Below are 20,419 nucleotides of genomic sequence, written 5' to 3'. Positions count from 1 at the left end.
CGAAGCTTCGTTGCGTTTGGCATCGCTTGAGGGCTAGCTGGTTGCATCAGGGACAGGATTTGGAATCATGGCGGAAGCGGCGGTACGCAAACTCGACGACGCGCGGGAGCAGAAAGACGCGCTCTATCGCGAAGCACCCCACAATATTGAAGCGGAACAGGCGCTGCTCGGCGCCATTCTGATCAATAATGATGCGTTTTACCGGGTATCGGACTTCCTGAAGCCTACCCATTTCTTCGAGCCGCTGCATCGTCGCATCTATGAGATCACCACCGATCTCATCCGCGTTGGCAAGATGGCCAATCCGGTGACGATGAAGACCTTCCTGCCCACCGAAGGCAAGGTGGGCGATCTCACCATATTCCAGTATGTGACGCGCCTCGCCACCGAAGCCGTCACCATCATCAACGCCGAAGACTATGGTCGTGCGATTTACGATCTGGCGACGCGCCGCGCGCTGATCGGCATCGGCGAAGACATGGTGAACGTTGCCTATGACGCGCCGGTTGACATGGCGCCGCAGGAACAGATCGAAGATGCCGAGCGACGCCTGTTCGAACTGGCGGAGACGGGACGGTATGACGGTGGCTTCCTGCCCTTCAAGGACGCGGTGACGACTGCCGTGGACATGGCCAACGCCGCTTTCATGCGCGATGGCCATCTTTCCGGCGTTTCGACCGGCATTCATTCGCTTGACGCCAAGATGGGCGGCTTGCAACCCTCGGACTTGATCATCCTCGCTGGTCGTCCGGGCATGGGCAAGACCTCGCTTGCCACCAATATCGCCTTCAACATCGCCAACGCCTATGAAGGCGAACAGCAGGCCGACGGCTCGATGAAGGCCGTCAATGGCGGTGTCGTCGGGTTCTTCTCGCTCGAAATGTCGGCGGAACAGCTCGCAACCCGTATCATTTCCGAGCAGACGGAGGTTTCCTCCTCGAAAATCCGCCGCGGTGACATCACCGAAACCGATTTCGAAAAGCTGGTCGCGTGCTCGCAGGTGATGCAGAAAATCCCGCTGTATATCGATCAGACCGGCGGTATCTCGATCGCCCAGCTTGCAGCACGCGCGCGTCGCCTGAAGCGCCAGCGCGGCCTCGACGTTCTCGTCATCGACTATGTGCAGCTGATGACCGGCTCATCGAAAGCTTCCGCACAGAACCGCGTGCAGGAAATCACGGAAATCACTACCGGCCTCAAGGCGCTGGGCAAGGAACTCAACGTTCCCATCATCGCGCTCTCACAGCTCTCCCGTCAGGTGGAAAGCCGCGACGACAAGCGCCCCCAGCTCTCCGACCTTCGTGAATCGGGCTCCATCGAGCAGGACGCCGACGTGGTGCTCTTCGTGTTCCGTGAGGAATATTACGTCAAGAACCTCGAGCCGCGTGACGAGTTCGATCCGAAATACGAGGAATGGAAGCAGCATTTCGAAAAGGTGCGCGGCACCGCCGACGTGATTATCGCCAAGCAGCGTCATGGTCCGACCGGCACCGTCAAACTCGCCTTCCAGTCTGAATTCACGCGATTTGCAGATCTGGCCGAGGGTTCTTATCTGCCGGAGCAGTATGAATAAGTTTTCCCAAGTCAAAGGACGCGTCTGATGGCCAAGGCGCGCGTTCAATTCATCTGCCAGAACTGTGGCACGGTCCATTCGCGCTGGGCGGGCAAGTGCGACTCCTGCGGCGAGTGGAACACGCTTGTCGAGGAAGGCACCAATAGCGGCATCGGCTCCGGACCCGGCGCCATGTTGTCCAAGCGCAAGGGACGCGCCGTGGCGCTGACCTCGCTCTCCGGCGACATAGAAGACGCGCCACGCATCATTTCCGGCATAAGCGAGCTTGACCGCGTGACAGGCGGCGGTTTCGTGCGCGGTTCCGCTCTTCTCATCGGCGGCGATCCTGGGATCGGCAAATCCACCTTGCTGACGCAGGCAGCCGCCGCCCTTTCCAATCGCGGCCATCGCATCGTTTATGTTTCGGGCGAAGAAGCCGTCGCCCAGATCAGGCTGCGCGCGCAGCGTCTGGGTGTGGCATCGTCAGCGGTGGAGCTTGCCGCCGAAACCAATGTCGAGGACATTATCGCCACCATTTCAGACACCAAACGGCCCGATCTCGTCATCATCGATTCGATCCAGACGCTGTGGACCGACATGGCGGATTCCGCACCGGGAACCGTGACGCAGGTGCGTTCCTCCGCGCAGGCGCTGATCCGCTATGCCAAGCAGACGGGCGCCGCTGTGGTGCTTGTGGGCCATGTCACCAAGGAAGGCCAGATCGCCGGGCCTCGTGTGGTAGAACATATGGTCGATGGCGTTCTCTATTTCGAAGGCGAAGGCGGGCATCACTACCGCATCCTGCGCACGGTGAAGAACCGTTTCGGTCCGACCGACGAGATCGGCGTCTTCGAGATGTCCGACGGGGGCCTGCGCGAAGTGTCCAACCCGTCCGAACTCTTCCTTGGTGAGCGCAATGCGAAGGCTCCGGGTGCGGCGGTCTTCGCCGGCATGGAAGGCACGCGTCCGGTCCTGGTGGAAATACAGGCGCTTGTTGCCCCCTCCTCGCTCGGCACCCCCCGCCGTGCGGTCGTCGGCTGGGATGGCGGACGGCTTGCCATGATCCTCGCCGTTCTCGAATCGCATTGCGGCGTTCGTTTCGGCCAGCACGATGTCTACCTGAATGTTGCGGGCGGTTATCGTATCAGCGAGCCTGCTGCGGATATAGCTGTGGCTGCTGCACTTGTTTCATCCATGGCCGGTATTGCCCTTCCGCCAGATTGTGTTTATTTCGGCGAAATCAGCCTTTCCGGTGCTGTTCGTGCGGTAACGCATGCGGTACAGAGGCTCAAGGAAGCGGAGAAACTCGGCTTCCGGCAGGCAGAAGTGCCCGGTGGCAGTGGCGAACTCTGGAAAGATCGCAGCTTCCGCCTCATGGAAACTTCCGCCTTGCCCGATCTTGTTGCGCGCATCGCGGCTTCAGGCTCCGGAAAGAAGCAATAAATCTGGAGTTTTATGACTGGAAGAATCTGTCAACCTTCCGGTGATAAACTTCAGCATCTTTGACTGCCCTGCGCATGGATCATTTTGCGCATAATAACTGAGGACAGGCCAGAATGCCGATAACCATGCTTGATGGAATTCTGCTCGGGATAACGCTGGTTTCAGCCATTCTGGCGATGGTGCGCGGTTTTTCCCGCGAGGTGCTGTCGCTGGTGTCATGGGCTGCGGCTGCCGCTGCAGCTTATCTATTCTACCAACCAGTTCTGCCTTTCGTACAACCGTATATCAACAACGAAACCATCGCGAAGATTGCAGCCGCTGGCGCGGTTTTCCTCGTGGTGTTGATTGTCGTGTCATTGATTACGATGAAGATCGCCGATTTCATCATCGATAGCCGTATCGGTGCACTCGACCGCACGCTTGGCTTTCTGTTTGGCGGTGTACGCGGGGTGCTTCTCGTTGTCGTCGCCATGCTGTTCTTCAACTGGCTCGTCCCGACAAACCAGCCAGCTTGGGTAACGAATGCGAAATCAAAGCCGATGCTCGATTCGTTCGGCCAACAATTGATCGACCTTCTGCCAGCAAATCCCGACCAGATGATTGAAAAATTCAAGCCTCAACAGACTGCTCCCGCTTCCGGCGAGCAGGAAGAAGCGCCGGTTCCGGACGATACGCCTGCACAGCAATAAGCCGTTCCGAGATATGGAGAAGCCGCCAGCCCCGCTGACGGCTTTTTCAATTCCGGAAATAAACATGGTCAATGCAAAACAGCCATATCGACGTTCAGACATTGTCATTTTGCATCCGCGATCATATTTCAGGCGGGAATTTGCGAGATTATTCGTGAGCGTCATGCGATACTGATGTTCATGAGATCATATCGACGCATCGATGAACTCTTCGCTTTTAACAAAAAGCCATCTTGTGATAGAGAGGCGCCTGAAGTCTTTACGCATGTCGTAAATCGGAAAACCGGTTTTCCCTTTTCCGGAACATGCTTTAGTTGCCTCTGCAATCGAAAGGCCTTGCGGCAATGACCAGCCATTCTTCTGAAAATGCCTCCTTCATGCTGGATGAAGATACCCTGCATGAAGAGTGCGGCGTATTTGGCATTCTTGGCCACGAGGACGCTGCCGCGCTGACGGCGCTGGGCCTGCATGCCCTCCAGCATCGCGGGCAGGAAGCCGCCGGCATTGTTTCCTATCACAACCGCCGTTTTCATTCCGAACGCCACATGGGCCTCGTCGGCGATCATTTCACCGACGCGGCAACGCTGAACCGCCTGCCGGGCGACCGCGCCATCGGCCATGTGCGCTATTCCACCACCGGCGAGACGATCCTGCGCAACGTGCAGCCATTGTTCGCGGAACTGGAAGTCGGCGGCATCGCCATTGCCCACAACGGCAACTTCACCAACGGCATTACGCTGCGCAAGCAGTTGATCGCTTCGGGCGCGATCTTCCAGGCGACCTCCGACACCGAAGTCGTGCTGCATATGATTGCCCGCTCGCGCCACTCATCCTCCTCCGACCGTTTCGTCGATGCCATCCGGCAGGTCGAAGGCGGCTATGCCATGCTGGCGCTGACCCGCACAAAACTGATCGCCGCGCGCGATCCCATCGGCATCCGTCCGCTCGTCATGGGCGAGCTTGATGGCAAGCCTATCTTCTGCTCGGAAACCTGCGCCCTCGATATCATCGGTGCGAAATATATTCGCGATGTCGAAAACGGCGAAGTCATCATCTGCGAGATCCAGAAGGACGGCTCCATAACCACGGAATCCATCAAGCCCGAGAACCCGCAGCCGGAACGGCTCTGCCTGTTTGAGTATGTCTATTTCGCCCGCCCCGACTCCGTCGTCGGCGGTCGCAGCGTCTATGTCGCGCGCAAGAACATGGGCATGGAGCTTGCCAAGGAAGCCGGTATCGAAGCCGACGTGATCGTGCCGGTGCCCGATGGTGGCACGCCTGCCGCTCTTGGTTTCGCGCAGGCCAGCGGCATTCCGTTCGAATATGGAATTATCCGCAACCATTATGTGGGCCGCACCTTCATCGAGCCGACGCAGCAAATTCGTGCGCTTGGCGTCAAGCTGAAGCACTCGGCCAATCGCGCCATGATCGAAGGCAAGCGCGTCGTGCTGGTGGATGATTCCATCGTGCGCGGCACCACTTCCGTCAAGATCGTGCAGATGATCCGCGATGCAGGCGCCAAGGAAGTGCATATCCGCGTGGCAAGTCCAATGATTTACCATCCGGATTTCTACGGTATCGACACCCCCCATGCCGATAAGCTGTTGGCAAACCAGCACAAGGACCTCGAATCCATGTGTCGCTATATCGGCGCGGATTCCCTTGCGTTCCTTTCCATCGACGGGTTGTACAAGGCTGTCGGCGGCAAACCACGTGATCCGAAGGCACCTGCCTTTACCGATCACTACTTCACGGGTGAATATCCGACCCGTCTCCTCGATCAGGAAGGCGAGAGCAACGTCCATACGCTGTCTCTCCTCGCCAGCAACGGCTGATCGCAAAATCCTTCCACTCAGGCGGCTCAAAAGGCCGCCTGTTTCTTGTGTTTGAATGACATATGGGGACTAGATGAGTATCGACCTTACGGGCCGCATCGCACTGGTGACAGGCGCATCGCGCGGTATTGGCTATTTTCTTTCGCTCGAACTGGCAAAACGCGGCGCGCATGTCATCGCGGTCGCACGCACGGTCGGCGGACTGGAAGAGCTGGACGATGATATCCGTAAACTCGGAGGCAGCGCCACGCTGGTGCCTCTCGACATTACCGACATGGAAGCCATCGATCGCCTCGGCGGCTCCATTCATGAGCGCTGGGGCAAGCTCGACATAATGGTTGCCAATGCGGGCGTGTTGGGCACGATTTCCCCGATCGGGCACGTCGAAGCCAAGACTTTCGAGAAGGTCATGAACGTCAATGTCACCAGCGTCTGGCGCCTCATCCGTTCCACCGATCCGCTTCTGCGTGCTTCGGATGCGGGACGGGCCATTCTGCTTTCATCCGGCGTGGCGCACACCTGCCGGGCCTTCTGGGGACCTTACGCTGCCTCGAAAGCTGCCGTCGAAGTCATGGCGCGCAGTTGGGCCGAAGAAACGAAGCAGATGAAGCTCAAGGTCAACTCCGTCAATCCGGGAGCGACCCGCACGGCAATGCGTGCGCAGGCCATGCCGGGCGAAGATCCGGAAACATTGCCGACGCCGCAGTCGGTGGCAGAGAAGATCGTCAAGCTTGCCGATCCTGCCCTGGATGTCACCGGCAAGCTCTTCGATGTGCGCCAGGATCGCTTCCTGGACTACCATCTGCCGAGCTGATTTCTTTTTCCGGCCTTGTTTCCCTGCAAGGCCGGTTCTATTTTGTTTATTGACCTACCGCGTCACGATCCGATTGAATCAGATCGGTGATTTTTTGACGTCCACCTTGCCCGAAAACCGTTTCACACTTTTCGGGACACGCGGTAGCCACCTGACGGCTCCTTTTTCAGCGGCCAATTCTCCCACTTTCAGACCCTTCGTCACGCGCGGACCGTCTTCGCGCGCATTCACTTTGCTATTGGAGGACTTATGATTAAAGATCACCAGCGTTTCATCATCATCAGCGGCGGACCGGGATCAGGCAAAAGCACACTGATCGATGCGCTCGAAAAGGGCGGTTTTTCCCGCACCGTTGAAGCCGGACGCGCCATTATCCAGGATCAGGTCGCAATCGGCGGCAGCGCCCTCCCGTGGAGTGATCGCGCACTCTTTGCAGAGTTGATGCTTTGTTGGGAGATGCGCTCTCACGCCATGGCAGAACAACAGGCTGGTACCGTTTTCTTCGACCGCGGCGTTCCCGATGTGATCGGCTATCTGACGCTGTGCGACCTGCCCGTGCCACAGCATATCGAGGAGGCCGCCCGCCGGATCAGATACAACAGTACCGTGTTCCTGGCACCGCCATGGGCCGAAATCTTCGGGCAGGATACGGAACGCAAGCAGGATTTCGATGAAGCCGTGCGTACGTTCGATGCAATGGACAAAACCTACAGGCGGCTCGGATATGAGATCGCGCTCCTCCCGAAATCACCGGTCGAGGAGCGCGTTCGTTTCATCAGACGGGCGTTGCCATCAGTTTTCCTCTGACGACGCGTCCTCTTCGTCGCTGGCCGCCTCAGCAGCCTTTCTGTCAGCAGCTTCACGCCTGTTCCACGCTGCCAGACTGAACGGAAGGAAAGCGAGATAGGCGAGCGCCGTGATGCTCAATGTCTGCCAGGTGAAGCTCATCAGGAACGCGACGTAAACAACCACGAACAGGATCAGCGGCATGACGATATCGCGTCGGACAAGGCTGCCGGCCGATTTGCCGTTATAAACCGGCAGGCGGCTTACCAGCAGAAACGCAATGGCCACGGTATAGACCGCCACACCGAAAGCGAGCGCCCGCGTCGGGGTCAGGCCGAGAAAACCGAGATAAACCGGCAGCAGGACGAGCATTGCGCCTGCAGGTGCGGGCACGCCTATGAAATAGTTGCTTTGCCAGGCCGGGCGGTTCGGGTCTTCCAGCATGACATTGAAACGTGCCAGCCGCAGGCAGCAGGCAATGGCGTAGAGAAGCGCCGCGATCCAGCCGAAGGAACGCGCCTGATCAAGCATGAAGGCATAGAGCACCAGAGCAGGCGCTACGCCGAAATTGACGATGTCGGCGAGCGAATCCATCTGGGCGCCGAACTTGGACGATCCCTTCATCATGCGGGCCACACGCCCGTCGATGCCGTCAAGAAAGGCTGCTACGAGCACCATCACGACGGCAAGCTCGAAACGGTTTTCAAAGGCCAGACGAATACCGGTCAGACCGGCACAGATGGCGAGAACTGTGATGACATTGGGAACGACGATACGCAGGGGTATCTGCGACAGCTTCGGGCCGCGCGATGAATCCACGCGGCCGTTGGGCTCAAAAGGCGGAAAAGGCGCTTCCATCGGCTTAAGCGATCCGCACCACTGGCTCACCGCGTCCGCTGCCATAATCGGCCAGCACGGTTTCACCGGCGACTGCCGTCTGGCCAACCGCGACACGAACGGTCGCATCTGCCGGCAGATAGACATCGACCCGCGATCCGAAGCGGATCAGGCCGAACCGTTCGCCAACGGACAGATCGTCATCCTCGTTCGACCAGCAAACAATGCGCCGGGCAACGAGGCCAGCGATCTGGACAACACCGATCTTGCCATGCGGGCTTTCGATCAGCACGCTATTGCGTTCGTTATCCGTGCTAGCCTTGTCCAGTTCCGCATTGAGGAATTTGCCCGGACGATGCACGACCTTCTCGATCTTGCCGCGCACGGGGGAACGGTTGATATGTACCGAGAACACATTCATGAAAACCGACACGCGCATACGCGGCTCGGCGCCAAGGTCCAGCTCGGCTGGCGGCACTGCGGGGCCGACAAAGGAAACCTTGCCATCGGCGGGACTGATGACCAGATCATCGTCCATTGGCGTCACGCGCTCGGGATCACGATAGAAATAGATGCACCAGACGGTCAGCACCATACCGATCCAGAACAGCGGGTCCCAGAGCCAGCCCAGAATGAGCGAAACCACGAAAAAGCCCGCGATAAACGGATAGCCTTCCCGATGGATCGGCACGAAAGTATTGCGGATAGTGTCAGTAAGGCTCATCGCTCTTCCTTTGAGTTTGGCCGTTATTTACCTCATCCTATCCGGAATCAAAATCCATTTCGCAAATTATTCACGGCTGTTAGGGCACGTGATCGCGCCCTAATATACCGAGCGACCCCGCGAACCGACTATTCCGCCGCCGGGACACCGCGCGTAACGACGCCCAGTTCGTCGCTTTGCCGCACCTGGCGCAGACGTTCTTCCGCCTCATCGGCCTCGCGCTGGCGAGCCCACATGGAAGCATAAAGCCCCTTGTGCTTGAGCAGCATGCGATGCGTGCCTCTTTCGGCGATCAGGCCATCCTTCAGGACGATGATTTCATCAGCGCCGATAACGGTCGACAGGCGATGCGCGATGACAAGCGTGGTGCGCCCCCGGCTGACAATGTCGAGCGCGGACTGGATTTCCTGTTCGGTTGCCGTATCGAGTGCCGAAGTCGCCTCATCGAGGATGAGGATGGGCGGAGCCTTCAGGATCGTGCGGGCAATGGCGACACGCTGTTTCTCACCGCCCGAAAGCTTGAGGCCGCGTTCACCGACCATCGACTTATAGCCCTCCGGCAAATGCTTGATGAAGCTGGAAATCTGCGCGAGTTCTGCCGCCTTTTCCACCTCTTCATTCGTTGCATCGGGGCGGCCATAGCGGATGTTATAGGCTATCGTATCGTTGAACAGCACGGTATCCTGCGGCACCATGCCGATGGCCTTGCGCAGGCTTTCCTGCGCGACATCACGGACATCCTGCCCGTCGATGGAAACCGTTCCTGACTGCACATCGTAGAAGCGGAACAGAAGCCGCGAGATCGTGGATTTGCCCGCACCCGACGGCCCGACAATCGCGACCGTCTTTCCTGCCGGAACTTCAAAACTGATCCCCTTTAGGATCGGGCGGTTCGCATCATAGGCGAAATGCACGTCTTCAAAGCGGATCGCGCCCTTGTCGATCTTCAATGCTGGCGCACCGGGTTTGTCGACGACTTCCTGCTTCACATCGAGAAGGTCGAACATCTGCTCGATATCGGTGAGGCCCTGACGGATTTCACGATAGATAAAGCCGATGAAGTTGAGCGGAATGGACAGTTGCATCAGCATGGCATTGATGAAAACGAAGTCGCCGATGGACTGCGTTCCGGCACGGACTTCCAGAGCGGACATGACCATGACAATTGCCATGCCGACACCGAAGATCACGGCCTGGCCGAAGTTCAGCCAGCCAAGCGAGGTCCAGGTCTGGGTAGCCGCCTTTTCATAACGCGCCATCGAAGCATCGAAGCGCTTGGCTTCCATGTTCTCGTTGCCGAAATATTTGACTGTTTCGAAATTGAGAAGCGAGTCGATCGCCTTGGTGTTGGCCTCCGTATCGGAATCGTTCATTTCCCGGCGGATACTGATGCGCCAGTCGCTCGCCTTGATCGTAAACCAGGTATAAAGCCAGACCGTTGCGGCAACGACAAGGAGATAGGAAATGCCGTAGGCGAAGGCGAAAATAACCGCCGTCAGCGCAAATTCCAGAATGGTAGGCAGCGTGTTGAGGATGGTGAAGCGGACAATCGTTTCAATCCCCTTGGTGCCGCGCTCAATGACGCGCGAAAGCCCGCCCGTGCGTCTTTCCAGATGGAAACGCAGAGACAGCTGGTGCATGTGCACAAAGGTCTTATAGGCCAGCTGGCGCACCGCATATTGGCCGACGCTCGCAAACAAGGCGTCGCGAAGCTGGTTGAGACCGGCCTGTATGATCTTGGCGCCGTTATAAGCCAGCACCAGCATCACCGCACCGACCAGAAACAGCGGAATATAATCCGGCGGGTTCAACTGGCCGGTCAAGGCATTCGTCACCCATTTGAAGAAATAGGGGACGAGGATGAGCACGATCTTGGAAATCACCAGATAGAACGTGGCCCAGACGACGCGCATGCGCAGATCCGGCCTGTCGGACGGCCACATATAGGGCCAGAGATTTCGCAATGTCTTGAACGTCTCGCCGGAATCGGCGGAAACCGTTTTGGGGGAACTCATGGTGCGTTCTTTCAAGTCGGTGGGCTCAAGCGATTTCGTACGAGATGAACTCCGTCATCGCTTTATCTGTTTGTTTGACACATCTTTTCCGAAAACCGGCTCCCGCTTCTCGGGATAGGTTCTAGCCGCAGCATGCGCCTTTGAACGAAGCAAAATGCGTGCGGACAGCGTTCATTTGCTGCCAGTTGACGCTGTAACGCGACGACTGGCGCTCAGGCCGATAATCGATAAGACCGGCCTGCACGAGAACCTTGAGGTGCTGGGAGACCGTCGATTGAGCAAGGTCGAGCTTGCCGACAATATCCTTGCAGCAGCAGGCATCCTCCATCATCAACTGCCGGATAATGCGAATACGGACAGGATGGCCGAGCGCCGCGCAAATGCGCGCCGCGGCTTCATCGTCAATCCCGATCTGCGCGAGATCGGAAACAGCCTCAGCTGAATTCTTGTCGAGAATTATCTTCATCGTATATCGACGATATACGATTATGCTCCAGACTTCAAGTTTTCGAGGCGTTCTTTCTCCAAAAGCGCGGCAATATGAAAACACACTATCGTGACCACCGCCCCCGCCGAAACCGGTTTGAAAACCATGGTCAGTTGGCGTGATCTTCCAACTGGCGCTTCACCTCATCCTCACCCAAAGGTTCCTTCGGCATATTGAAGACCTGCCCTGGCCAGATCAGGTCCGGATTGCGGATCTGCTCGCGATTGGCGAGATAGATAGTCGTGTATCGCGTGCCTTTACCATAGGTGCGCTTGGATATCGTCCAGAGATTATCTCCGCGCCGGATGATGACGGAGCCTTCCACTTTCTGCAGGGGAGCCGCAGCTTCACCATGCACTTCCGAAGGCGTGGTCGTCTGGCCTTCCGTATCGGAAGCAACTGCGGAGATATTCTCGCCAGCTTCGCGGCGGAACGGAACTCGTGCCGTCGCCAGAACGCGGTTGGCGTTGTCGAGCAGGTCGGCGCGAATGATATAGTCACCGACACTGAGCGGCTGTTTGCTCTGCACAAGGAAACGGCCATCCGGCGAAATGAGGCTTGCGCCAAGCAATGTATCGTTGGCGTGGACGATGACGCGATTGCCGCCATTGGCCTTGCCTGCCACGAAAACCGACTGGCCTTCGATCTCCACCGCCTCGATTGCAATCGGCAAAGCCTGCGCGGGCTTGGCTGCCGGCTTGTCGGCCTTGGAGGCAGCTTCGGGAGCGGCCTCCGTATTGTCCTGCGGCTTGGGCGCCGTTTCCGGCTTCGTAATCAGGCGGCTCGCCTGCCCCGGCTCCTCAACCAGCGCCAGCACCTGCCCCGACCTGGTTTCAGGCACCGATACGATGGCAGTCTGCGCGGAGGTGGCGACATTGTTGTCTGCGCCGGTCGAACGCAGGACCAACTGATGGTCTCCCGCCTTCAAGGGCTCATCCAGAACGATGGCGAAATCGCCATTGGGTCCCACCTTGGCCTTACCCACAACAGTCGCGCCTGCCACGACTTCGACATCGGCATTGGGAAGCGCCTTGCCTGCGATCACCACCGAACCATCTGGCTCGACCCGCAGGAGATCGAAAATCGGCGTGTTGTTCTGCTGTTGTGGGGAAGCGGCATGTGCCTGCGCGGCAGGTTCTTGGGTCGGCGTGGCCTGAGGCTTCGCATCGCCTGTCGCGGCCTCGCTCGCGGGCTTCGTCGCCGCGGATCCCTGCGCTTCTGGTGCTTTTGTCTCGGACGGCGCCGCCTGGGGCTGGGCTGGCGCATTGTTCGATGCTGGCGCGGCGACATCGGACTGCGGTGCCTCAACGCGAGATCGTGTCGCATTCCAATAAAGGCCGAGCCCGACGACGATCGCGACGAACCCGATACCGAGCAATCCTAAACTGTTCTTTTGCATTTCGTTTCGAAACCCACGCCAGAGACTTTAATGACGGGTTTATAGCTTTTGGCTTCCCCCCACAAGAAATCTGCACCGAAACAGCAAAAGGTACGAGGCTTTTTATTAGCAGGGTTATTGTTCTACACAGTTTGTCGGCTTCGACTGGTCCGGATCGTCCATAAGGTTATAAAGATCGGCCGTTTCGCCCTTGGTCCACCAGATGTAAACGCCGCCGGCATATTTGGCTCCAGAGCCGGAGATGACATTGGAGGCGATGACGGTTTCGTCTTCCAGCTCCAGTTCCGCAAGCGAAATATCACCGGCGTTGTAGTAGGTTACCGAGACATTTTTCTCGCCGCATTTGTAGAGAACGGAGTTGGTCGTCACTTCGGTGTCGTCCGGCAGCTTGATATTGATTTCGCCCGCCGACGCGGATGACGCGGCAAAGATGAGCCCGAGAAACACAACCCAGTTCTTCATATCCAATCCACTTCCCGATCTGAAACACATACCGATTGAGATATAACAATCTCCACAAATGTCCAACCGCGACCGCCGCCCGCCGCTAATCTTCTTCGCAAAATGAAACCGGAGGCGCTTGACGCTGAAAGACCAAAAGAGCACAAGAAATCATGTCTGAGATTCGATCCATCTGTGTTTATTGCGGCTCGTCTACGGGCCTGAATCCCATCTATCGCGATGCGGGCGTTGCGCTTGGCCGGTCCATTGCCGAACACGGTCTGCGCCTTGTTTATGGCGGCGGCACGCGCGGCATCATGGGCGCGGTTGCGCAAGGCGTGATGGAAGCTGGCGGCGAGGTTACCGGCATCATCCCGACCTTCCTGCTCGACAAGGAAGCAAGCCTTGAAAAGGCCGAACAGCTGACCGAACTTATCGTCGTCGGCGACATGCACGAGCGCAAGCATCTCATGTTCCAGAAATCGGACGCGTTCGTCACGCTGCCCGGCGGCATCGGCACGGTTGAGGAAATCGTGGAAATGATGACCTGGGCGCAGCTTGGCAAGCATCGCAAGCCGATGGTTTTCGCAAACATCAACAATTTCTGGCAGCCGATGCTCTCGCTACTTGAGCATATGATGGCGGAAGGCTTTCTGCACACCGCGCATCAGGTGAAACCGCTGGTCATCGACAAGGCGGAAGATATCGTTCCCGCCATCATCGCCGCCAATGGCAAGGCATATGAAGGCGACCAGAAGATCATCGAAAAGATGTGACGCGGCGGCTTTCACCAGAACATATGAGCATACGGCAGGGGCGGAGCGATCCGCCCTTAATCTTATCCGGGAGAGGTTGATGAAGACCATCGGTCTGATAGGCGGAATGAGTTGGGAAAGCTCGCAGGAATATTATCGGATCATCAATCAGGAAATCCGCGCACGGCTTGGCGGAACGCACTCCGCCAAAAGCCTGATGTGGTCCATGGATTTCGGTGAAATCGAGCGCCTCCAGCATGAAGGCCGATGGGATGAGCTGACCGCGCTCATGATCGAGGCCGCGCAGAACCTTGAACGGGGCGGGGCTGACTTCATCCTGATCTGCACCAACACCATGCACAAGATGGCTGACGACATCGAAAGCGCCACATCGATCCCCCTTGTGCATATCGCGGACCCCACGGCGGAAAAGATCAAGGCTGCAGGCCTCTCAAAAGTCGGGCTCCTCGGCACCGCCTTCACGATGGAACAGGATTTCTATAAGGGCCGTCTTGCGGCCAAACATGGGCTTGAGGTGCTAACGCCCGACGATGCCGACCGCAAGACCGTGCACGACATCATCTATCAGGAGCTGGTGGTTGGCGAAGTGCGCGATGCGTCACGCGAAAAATACCGCGCTGTCATCAATCGTCTGGTTCGGCGCGGGGCGGAAGCCATCATTCTCGGCTGCACCGAAATCATGCTGCTCATCGGCCAGCAGGACAGCTCCGTGCCGGTATTCGACACGACACGATTGCATGCCGAAGCGGCGGTTGATTGGGCTTTGGAGGTCGAATAATTGAGCAACGAATGCTTTGAAGGCTTTGTCTACTTGGATCTCGATAATCCAATGGTGGCCTGGAATGTTGTGCGCGGTTGGTATTGCACTCCAGATCAGTTGCCTGAAGCTGAAAGCTGCTCATTACTGTCTTTTAATATGGCAAATCTTCTGGCGAGTTCGCTTCCCAACCGCCTCCTAAGTGAAATCGCGATAGAGAGAATAAGAAGAGAAAACTACCGAAACCAAGTTTCACGTTTAACGGGGATTTTTGTTTTTGATGACCCCGACAGTGTCGCCCGAACTTGGATCGATAATACTTGGGGTGCACATTTCAAAGATGATTACCTCACAGATGTTGGAGTTAATGCCCATAACTCAAGCAGGCTTGACGCCAACTGGCTAACAAAAATTATGGACCGTGAATGCAGCTTAACCGCTGACTTTGAGGAACATACAAACTCCTATTGGCAAGGAGTTCCTTGCCCAGATAGTGACCCAATCTGGGAGAGGATTGTTAATGGCAGTGCCACGATTTGGGGAACCGAGATCAAAGTCAAAGCGCTTGAGGAAATTAAACGCTACTGGCCAAAATCTCTCAAAACATTGGAATATTCAGCAAATGCAGCTGGATTTGGAAGCTTTGACGGCCTCGTTCTGCCTCTTACCACACAGAAAGGTAAATTTATAAATATAGATTACCACATAAGAATGCACGATGCCAAAAATTGCAACTTTCTAAATAATATGATCTCTTTTTACAGAAAATCTCCCCAAAAAGCTTGCCATCTGAGTTCAAATTCCGAATTTTTCTTACCAGATTTTTCTATGTATAGCTTTTATCGAGAAAGTACCTTGGATTAAACTACTTCTTCACCAGCGTCGCCACCGCTTCGACATGTGGCGACCAGAGAAACTGGTCAATCGGCGTGACTCGCGTAACCCGATAGCCGCCCTTCACCAGAATGGCGAGATCGCGGGCGAGCGTCACCGGATTGCACGAAACCGCGACAACCTTTTCCACCTTCGATTTTGCCAGCTCAAGCGCCTGTTCTTCCGCACCTGCACGCGGCGGATCGAAAACCACGGCGTTATAGGGCAGCAATTCCTTCGGCATCAAAGGACGGCGGAACAGGTCGCGGCGCTCGACCGAGACGGGCTTCAGCCCCTGCACATGGCGTACGCCGCGATCAAGGGCGGCAAGGGCCAGCGCGTCGTTCTCGACCGCATGAACCGCGCTCTTTTCTGCAATCCGCAGCGCAAATGTGCCGACGCCGCAGAACAGGTCAGCGACACGCTTGGACTTGCCGACATGGTCCAGCACGAGTTGCACCATCGCCTCTTCGGCATCCTCCGTTGCCTGCAGGAAGCAACCGGGCGGCACCGGAACCGGCACCTTGCCGAAATGAATGAGCGGCTTTTTCGGCTCGACGATGATTTCACCCTCGTGCGAAAGACGCGCAAAGCCCTTTTTCATGACAAGCGCGGTCAAGGCGCGGCGCTGGCTGTCATCCAGCACGCCGCAGCCGCTCGCCGCGAGATCGAGGCCGGACGCCGTCAGGGTCGCCGCCAGCTTGAACGGCTTGGAACCGGGTGCAATCAACGCTCCCACTTCCCGCAGATCATCAAGCCGCGCAATGATTTCGGGAACAGTTACAGCGCATTCGACTATATCGATGATTTCATGGCTCAAGTGGCGATTGAAGCCAAGCAGCACACCCTTTTCCGTCTTGCGTGCCGCAAAAACAGCGCGGCGCCGTGTGCGCGGCTGACAAGCCACGAGAGGCGCAACTTCCGTGTCGATCCCCCTGCCCTTCAGCGCGGAAACAACCAGTTCGCGCTTCCACAGGCGATAGGGCTCATCCTGCCAATGCTGCAAGGCGCAGCCGCCGCAATCCTCGAAATGCCGGCAGGCAGGCGCCTGACGCTCAGGCGATGTTTCAAGAAGCGCCATAACCGTCGCGCGGTTCTTGTCGCGCGCGACATTGGCCACTTCGCCCGGCAGCGTGAAAGGCACGTAAATCTGCCCGTCGGGAAGGTTGGCAACGCCATCGCCGCCCGCACCAACCGAGCGGATTGTAATTTGCCCAGTACTTGGCGTCGTCATTGGTCTTTCTTTCCTGCCAGGAGATATTCACGATTGCCGTCGCCGCCTTCAATGGGCGACGGGCAAAGGCCGAGCGCGCGCCAGCCGGCTTGCGTCTCCAGCCACAATCTCAGTTCTTCTGCAATGCGTTCACCATCTTTCGGGTCGCGCAGAATGCCGCCCTTGCCGATGGCCTCGCGGCCCGCTTCAAATTGCGGCTTTACGAGAAGCGCGCAAATAGCACCTTTTTGCGCAAAGGCCAATGCCGCAGGCAAGGCGAGTTTCAGCGAGATGAAGCTCACATCCGAAACCACGCAATCGATTTCGCGTCCATCCAGATCGGAAAATTCCAGCGCACGGGCGTTGAGCCCTTCCTTGTTGGTGACACGAGGATCAGCGCGCAACGTCTCGTGCAGCTGGTCGTGGCCCACATCGATGGCGAGAACGTGGTTCGCGCCACGCTCCAGCAAGACTTGTGTGAAGCCGCCTGTCGAAGCACCAATGTCGAGTGCTGTACGCCCTTTCACATCAAGGCCGAAATGGTCGAGCGCTGCAATAAGCTTCAGGGCAGCGCGGGAGACATAAGCGCTTGCCGGATCGTCAACGGCGATGTTTGCGTTACGCAAAACCGTCTGGCCGGGCTTGGTGACTGGCTTGCCGTCCACCTTGACCGTGCCGCGCTGAATTGCATCACGCGCCCGCGAACGCGTTGCAAACAGCCCGAGTTCGACCAGCAGCTGATCGAGCCGCAGGTTCCTGTCGCCTGCTTCTCCGCTCATCGGTCAGGCGCGAAATGGCGCTGCGATGGCCTCGCGGCCAAGGGCTGCAAAAACCGCCTGCACGATCCCCGCCCGGTCGAGACCGGCCTCGGCATACATGGCGTCCGGCTTGCCGTGGTCCTGATAGCTGTCCGGCAAGGTCAGAGCCCGCACCTTGAGGCCACGATCAAGAAGGCCATCCGTGGCGAGGAATTGCAGCACATGCGAGGCAAAGCCGCCGACAGCGCCCTCTTCCACCATCACCAACACTTCATGCTCTCGCGCCAGCCGGCGGATCAGGTCATGATCGAGCGGCTTGGCGAAGCGCGCATCGGCAACCGTGGTCGAAAGACCGGCGGCGCCCAGCTCATCGGCGGCAGCAAGGCATTCCTGCAAGCGCGTTCCAAAGGACAGCAGCGCGACCTTCGTGCCTTCACGCACGATGCGGCCCTTGCCGATCTCAAGCAGTTGCCCGCGTTCCGGCAGGTCGACACCGACACCATCGCCACGCGGATAGCGGAAAGAGATCGGACCTTCGTTATATTCGGCAGCGGTGCGCACCATATGGCGAAGTTCGGCCTCATCCGATGCGGCCATCACCACGAAACCGGGCAGAGCGGAAAGGAAGCCCGTATCGAAGGAACCTGCATGGGTCGGGCCATCTGCCCCAACCAGTCCGGCGCGGTCGATGGGGAAGCGCACCGGCAGATTTTGAATCGAAACGTCATGCACGACCTGATCATAGCCGCGTTGCAGGAACGTCGAGTAAATGGCGCAGAACGGCTTGAAACCTTCGCTGGCAAGACCGGCAGCGAAAGTCACCGCATGTTGTTCGGCAATACCGACATCGAAGGTGCGTTGCGGAAACACCTCGCCAAAAAGATCAAGCCCGGTGCCCGATGGCATGGCGGCGGTGATCGCCACGATTTTGTCGTCGTGGCGGGCTTCTTCGATCAGGCTGGTGCCGAAAATCTTGGTATAGCTCGGCGCATTTGCAGGTGGTTTCGACTGCTGGCCGGTTATGACGTCGAACTTGTTGACGCCGTGATATTTGTCGGCGGCGGCTTCGGCTGGCGGATAACCCTTGCCTTTCTGCGTGACCACGTGGATCAGCACCGGGCCTTCCTGCGTATCACGCACATTTTTCAGGATCGGCAGCAGATGATCCAGATTATGTCCGTCGATGGGGCCGACGTAATAGAAGCCCAACTCTTCAAACAGCGTGCCGCCAGTGAAGAAGGCACGCGCGTATTCCTCCGACTTGCGGGCCTTGTCCTGCAAAAACTTCGGCAGCTTTTTGGCAACCTGCTTGGCGGCCTCGCGGACGCTGCGATAGGTCTTACCGGAGACGAGACGCGCCAGATAGGCGCTCATGGCGCCGGTCGGCGGCGCAATCGACATGTCGTTATCGTTGAGGATGACAATAAGGCGCGCGTCGAGCGCACCGGCATTGTTCATCGCCTCATAGGCCATGCCAGCCGACATGGAACCGTCGCCAATGACCGCAATCACATTGCGCTTTTCGCCCGAAAGATCGGACGCGACCGCCATGCCAAGACCAGCCGAGATCGACGTTGATGAATGCGCCGCGCCAAAGGGATCATATTCGCTTTCGCTGCGCTTTGTGAAACCCGAAAGACCGCCGGTCTGACGCAATGTGCGGATGCGGTCGCGACGCCCGGTCAGTATCTTGTGCGGATAGGCCTGATGGCCAACGTCCCAGATGATACGGTCATGCGGCGTGTCGAAGACATGGTGCAACGCCACCGTCAGCTCCACCACACCCAGCCCCGCTCCCAGATGCCCGCCGGTGGTCGATACCACGTCGATCAGCTCCGCGCGCAATTCCTGCGCGAGTTGAGGCAGATCGGATTCCGGCAATGCGCGCAGGGCTTCCGGGATCGGCGCCTTGTCAAGCAACGGGGTCAGTGGTCGGGACATTAAAACAACCTGTTTCTGGTTCGGTTTTGTTGTCGGTATAGCAGCAACGCGGCAGGATCAAGCAGGCGGGACATCGTGTCCCAAGGCTCCACTCAATTCACTTCATTCAGGCAAAGGTATGAAATCCTGCTCATCACCGGGCACGATATCGAAACGCCCGCTGCGCCATTCTTCCTTGGCCTTCTCTATCCTCTCTCGCGAAGACGATACGAAATTCCACCATACATAGCGCTTCGAACCGAGTGTTGCACCGCCAAATAGCATGATATGCGCACCTTCCGGTCCGGCCTGCACGACAATATCGTCGCCGGGGCGGAATGCCAGCAGGCGGTCGGGCGGAAACACTTCGCCGCCAATGCCGACATTGCCCTGAAGCGTATAGATTGCGCGTTCTTCGGCGACAGGCGGAATCGGGAAACGCCCGTTTGGTTCTATCCGAATATCCGCATAAAGCGTATCGGCGTGCTGGATTACCGGCGACTTCAGCCCCAGCATGGACCCCATGATCAGCCGCCCGGAGAAATCGCTGTCCTCCATAACCGGCAGATCGGGAGCGTTGGTGTGAAAAAACTCCGGGCTGATTTCTTCCAGCGCATCGGGCAGCGCAAGCCAGGTCTGGATGCCGGAAATCGATAACGGCCCCTTGCGTTCCTCTTCCGGCGAACGCTCGGAGTGCACAATGCCGCGACCGGCGGTCATCAGGTTCACATCACCGGGGCGGATGACCATTTCGGTGCCAAGGCTGTCCCTGTGGCGGATATGTCCATCGAACAGATAGGTCACCGTGGAAAGGCCGATATGCGGATGCGGGCGCACATCGAGTGCATCGCCATCGCGCAGAACAGCAGGCCCCATGCGGTCGAAGAAAATGAACGGCCCCACCAGACGGCGCCGCACTGTCGGCAATGCACGCCGCACTTCCAGCCCACCAATATCGCTTGTACGCGGGATGACCAGCGTTTCGATGCTGTCTACCGAAGTCTTGTCGCCAAGAACCGGGTCAGGACACGGAAAGAAACTCATGAAACGCAACTCCAGCCATTAATCCGTAGAGCTTATATAAGAGATGATTTCAGTTT

The 20,419-nt window shown here is 57.7% G+C and carries 19 protein-coding genes; 9 read left to right on the top strand and 10 right to left on the bottom strand.

What is annotated here, in order from left to right:
- The first annotated feature begins 67 nt into the window (after nt 1-67).
- The 6 genes from JNC63_RS08405 to JNC63_RS08380 all read left to right on the top strand — a co-directional run bounded on the left by JNC63_RS08405 (nt 68) and on the right by JNC63_RS08380 (nt 7,140).
- Complete coding sequence (locus tag JNC63_RS08405; RefSeq protein WP_006466216.1) at nt 68-1,573, top strand: replicative DNA helicase; 1,506 nt, start codon at nt 68-70, stop codon at nt 1,571-1,573.
- Between the two features lie 27 nt (nt 1,574-1,600).
- Nucleotides 1,601-2,995, top strand: a complete 1,395-nt coding sequence (radA, locus tag JNC63_RS08400) for a DNA repair protein RadA (RefSeq protein WP_006466215.1) — start codon at nt 1,601-1,603, stop codon at nt 2,993-2,995.
- A gap of 113 nt (nt 2,996-3,108) precedes the next feature.
- Nucleotides 3,109-3,684 (top strand): CvpA family protein, encoded by a 576-nt coding sequence (locus JNC63_RS08395; RefSeq protein ID WP_006466214.1) that lies wholly within the window; start codon nt 3,109-3,111, stop codon nt 3,682-3,684.
- A gap of 344 nt (nt 3,685-4,028) precedes the next feature.
- The gene (gene purF, locus JNC63_RS08390; RefSeq protein ID WP_025091916.1) at nt 4,029-5,519 is read left to right on the top strand and encodes an amidophosphoribosyltransferase; all 1,491 of its coding nucleotides are present in this window, start codon (nt 4,029-4,031) and stop codon (nt 5,517-5,519) included.
- Nucleotides 5,520-5,592: 73 nt separating this feature from the next.
- Nucleotides 5,593-6,333 carry an SDR family NAD(P)-dependent oxidoreductase gene (locus tag JNC63_RS08385; RefSeq protein WP_006466212.1) on the top strand — a complete coding sequence of 247 codons (741 nt, stop codon included), beginning with the start codon at nt 5,593-5,595 and terminating at the stop codon, nt 6,331-6,333.
- A 249-nt stretch (nt 6,334-6,582) separates the two neighbouring features.
- Nucleotides 6,583-7,140: an AAA family ATPase gene (locus tag JNC63_RS08380; RefSeq protein WP_006466211.1), complete on the top strand. Its 558-nt coding sequence runs from the start codon at nt 6,583-6,585 to the stop codon at nt 7,138-7,140.
- Here the strand turns inward: JNC63_RS08380 and pssA are convergent.
- From pssA to JNC63_RS08350, 6 genes are all read right to left on the bottom strand, one after another.
- On the bottom strand, nt 7,126-7,977 hold the full coding sequence (gene pssA, locus JNC63_RS08375) for a CDP-diacylglycerol--serine O-phosphatidyltransferase (RefSeq protein WP_006470670.1): 852 nt from the start codon (nt 7,975-7,977) through the stop codon (nt 7,126-7,128). The two genes, JNC63_RS08380 and pssA, sit on opposite strands and share 15 nt — an antisense overlap.
- 4 nt (nt 7,978-7,981) lie before the next feature.
- A complete protein-coding gene (locus JNC63_RS08370) occupies nt 7,982-8,680 on the bottom strand; it encodes a phosphatidylserine decarboxylase (protein WP_006466209.1) in 699 nt (232 codons plus the stop codon).
- 128 nt (nt 8,681-8,808) lie between these two features.
- Nucleotides 8,809-10,695: an ABCB family ABC transporter ATP-binding protein/permease gene (locus JNC63_RS08365; RefSeq protein ID WP_039852303.1), complete on the bottom strand. Its 1,887-nt coding sequence runs from the start codon at nt 10,693-10,695 to the stop codon at nt 8,809-8,811.
- A gap of 121 nt (nt 10,696-10,816) precedes the next feature.
- Complete coding sequence (locus JNC63_RS08360) at nt 10,817-11,161, bottom strand: ArsR/SmtB family transcription factor (RefSeq protein ID WP_006470669.1); 345 nt, start codon at nt 11,159-11,161, stop codon at nt 10,817-10,819.
- A gap of 130 nt (nt 11,162-11,291) precedes the next feature.
- On the bottom strand, nt 11,292-12,581 hold the full coding sequence (locus JNC63_RS08355) for an Ig-like domain-containing protein (protein ID WP_036564722.1): 1,290 nt from the start codon (nt 12,579-12,581) through the stop codon (nt 11,292-11,294).
- Nucleotides 12,582-12,695: 114 nt separating this feature from the next.
- Nucleotides 12,696-13,043, bottom strand: coding sequence for an MliC family protein (locus JNC63_RS08350; RefSeq protein WP_006470667.1), 348 nt, complete (start codon nt 13,041-13,043; stop codon nt 12,696-12,698).
- Nucleotides 13,044-13,195: 152 nt separating this feature from the next.
- Between JNC63_RS08350 and JNC63_RS08345 the strand changes: the two genes are divergently transcribed.
- The 3 genes from JNC63_RS08345 to JNC63_RS08335 all read left to right on the top strand — a co-directional run bounded on the left by JNC63_RS08345 (nt 13,196) and on the right by JNC63_RS08335 (nt 15,419).
- The gene (locus tag JNC63_RS08345; RefSeq protein WP_006466204.1) at nt 13,196-13,798 is read left to right on the top strand and encodes an LOG family protein; all 603 of its coding nucleotides are present in this window, start codon (nt 13,196-13,198) and stop codon (nt 13,796-13,798) included.
- A gap of 79 nt (nt 13,799-13,877) precedes the next feature.
- Complete coding sequence (locus tag JNC63_RS08340; protein WP_006470666.1) at nt 13,878-14,576, top strand: aspartate/glutamate racemase family protein; 699 nt, start codon at nt 13,878-13,880, stop codon at nt 14,574-14,576.
- The gene (locus tag JNC63_RS08335) at nt 14,577-15,419 is read left to right on the top strand and encodes a DUF2441 domain-containing protein (protein WP_006466202.1); all 843 of its coding nucleotides are present in this window, start codon (nt 14,577-14,579) and stop codon (nt 15,417-15,419) included.
- A 1-nt stretch (nt 15,420) separates the two neighbouring features.
- On the opposite strand, the gene JNC63_RS08330 is transcribed toward JNC63_RS08335, so the two are convergent.
- From JNC63_RS08330 to JNC63_RS08315, 4 genes are all read right to left on the bottom strand, one after another.
- The gene (locus JNC63_RS08330) at nt 15,421-16,662 is read right to left on the bottom strand and encodes a class I SAM-dependent RNA methyltransferase (protein ID WP_006466201.1); all 1,242 of its coding nucleotides are present in this window, start codon (nt 16,660-16,662) and stop codon (nt 15,421-15,423) included.
- The gene (locus tag JNC63_RS08325; protein ID WP_006466200.1) at nt 16,659-17,420 is read right to left on the bottom strand and encodes a TlyA family RNA methyltransferase; all 762 of its coding nucleotides are present in this window, start codon (nt 17,418-17,420) and stop codon (nt 16,659-16,661) included. Before JNC63_RS08325 ends, JNC63_RS08330 begins: the two co-directional genes overlap by 4 nt.
- Before the next feature lie 3 nt (nt 17,421-17,423).
- Nucleotides 17,424-19,340, bottom strand: a complete 1,917-nt coding sequence (gene dxs, locus JNC63_RS08320) for a 1-deoxy-D-xylulose-5-phosphate synthase (RefSeq protein ID WP_006466199.1) — start codon at nt 19,338-19,340, stop codon at nt 17,424-17,426.
- A gap of 102 nt (nt 19,341-19,442) precedes the next feature.
- Entirely contained in the window at nt 19,443-20,363 is a 921-nt protein-coding gene (locus JNC63_RS08315) for a pirin family protein (RefSeq protein WP_063619986.1), read from the bottom strand.
- Nucleotides 20,364-20,419: the final 56 nt, after the last annotated feature.

It is taken from the genome of Brucella ciceri (assembly GCF_041930145.1).
Lineage (GTDB): Bacteria > Pseudomonadota > Alphaproteobacteria > Rhizobiales > Rhizobiaceae > Brucella > Brucella intermedia.
Note: the sequence above shows the minus strand (reverse complement) of the source record. Positions and strands in the feature narration are given on the sequence as shown.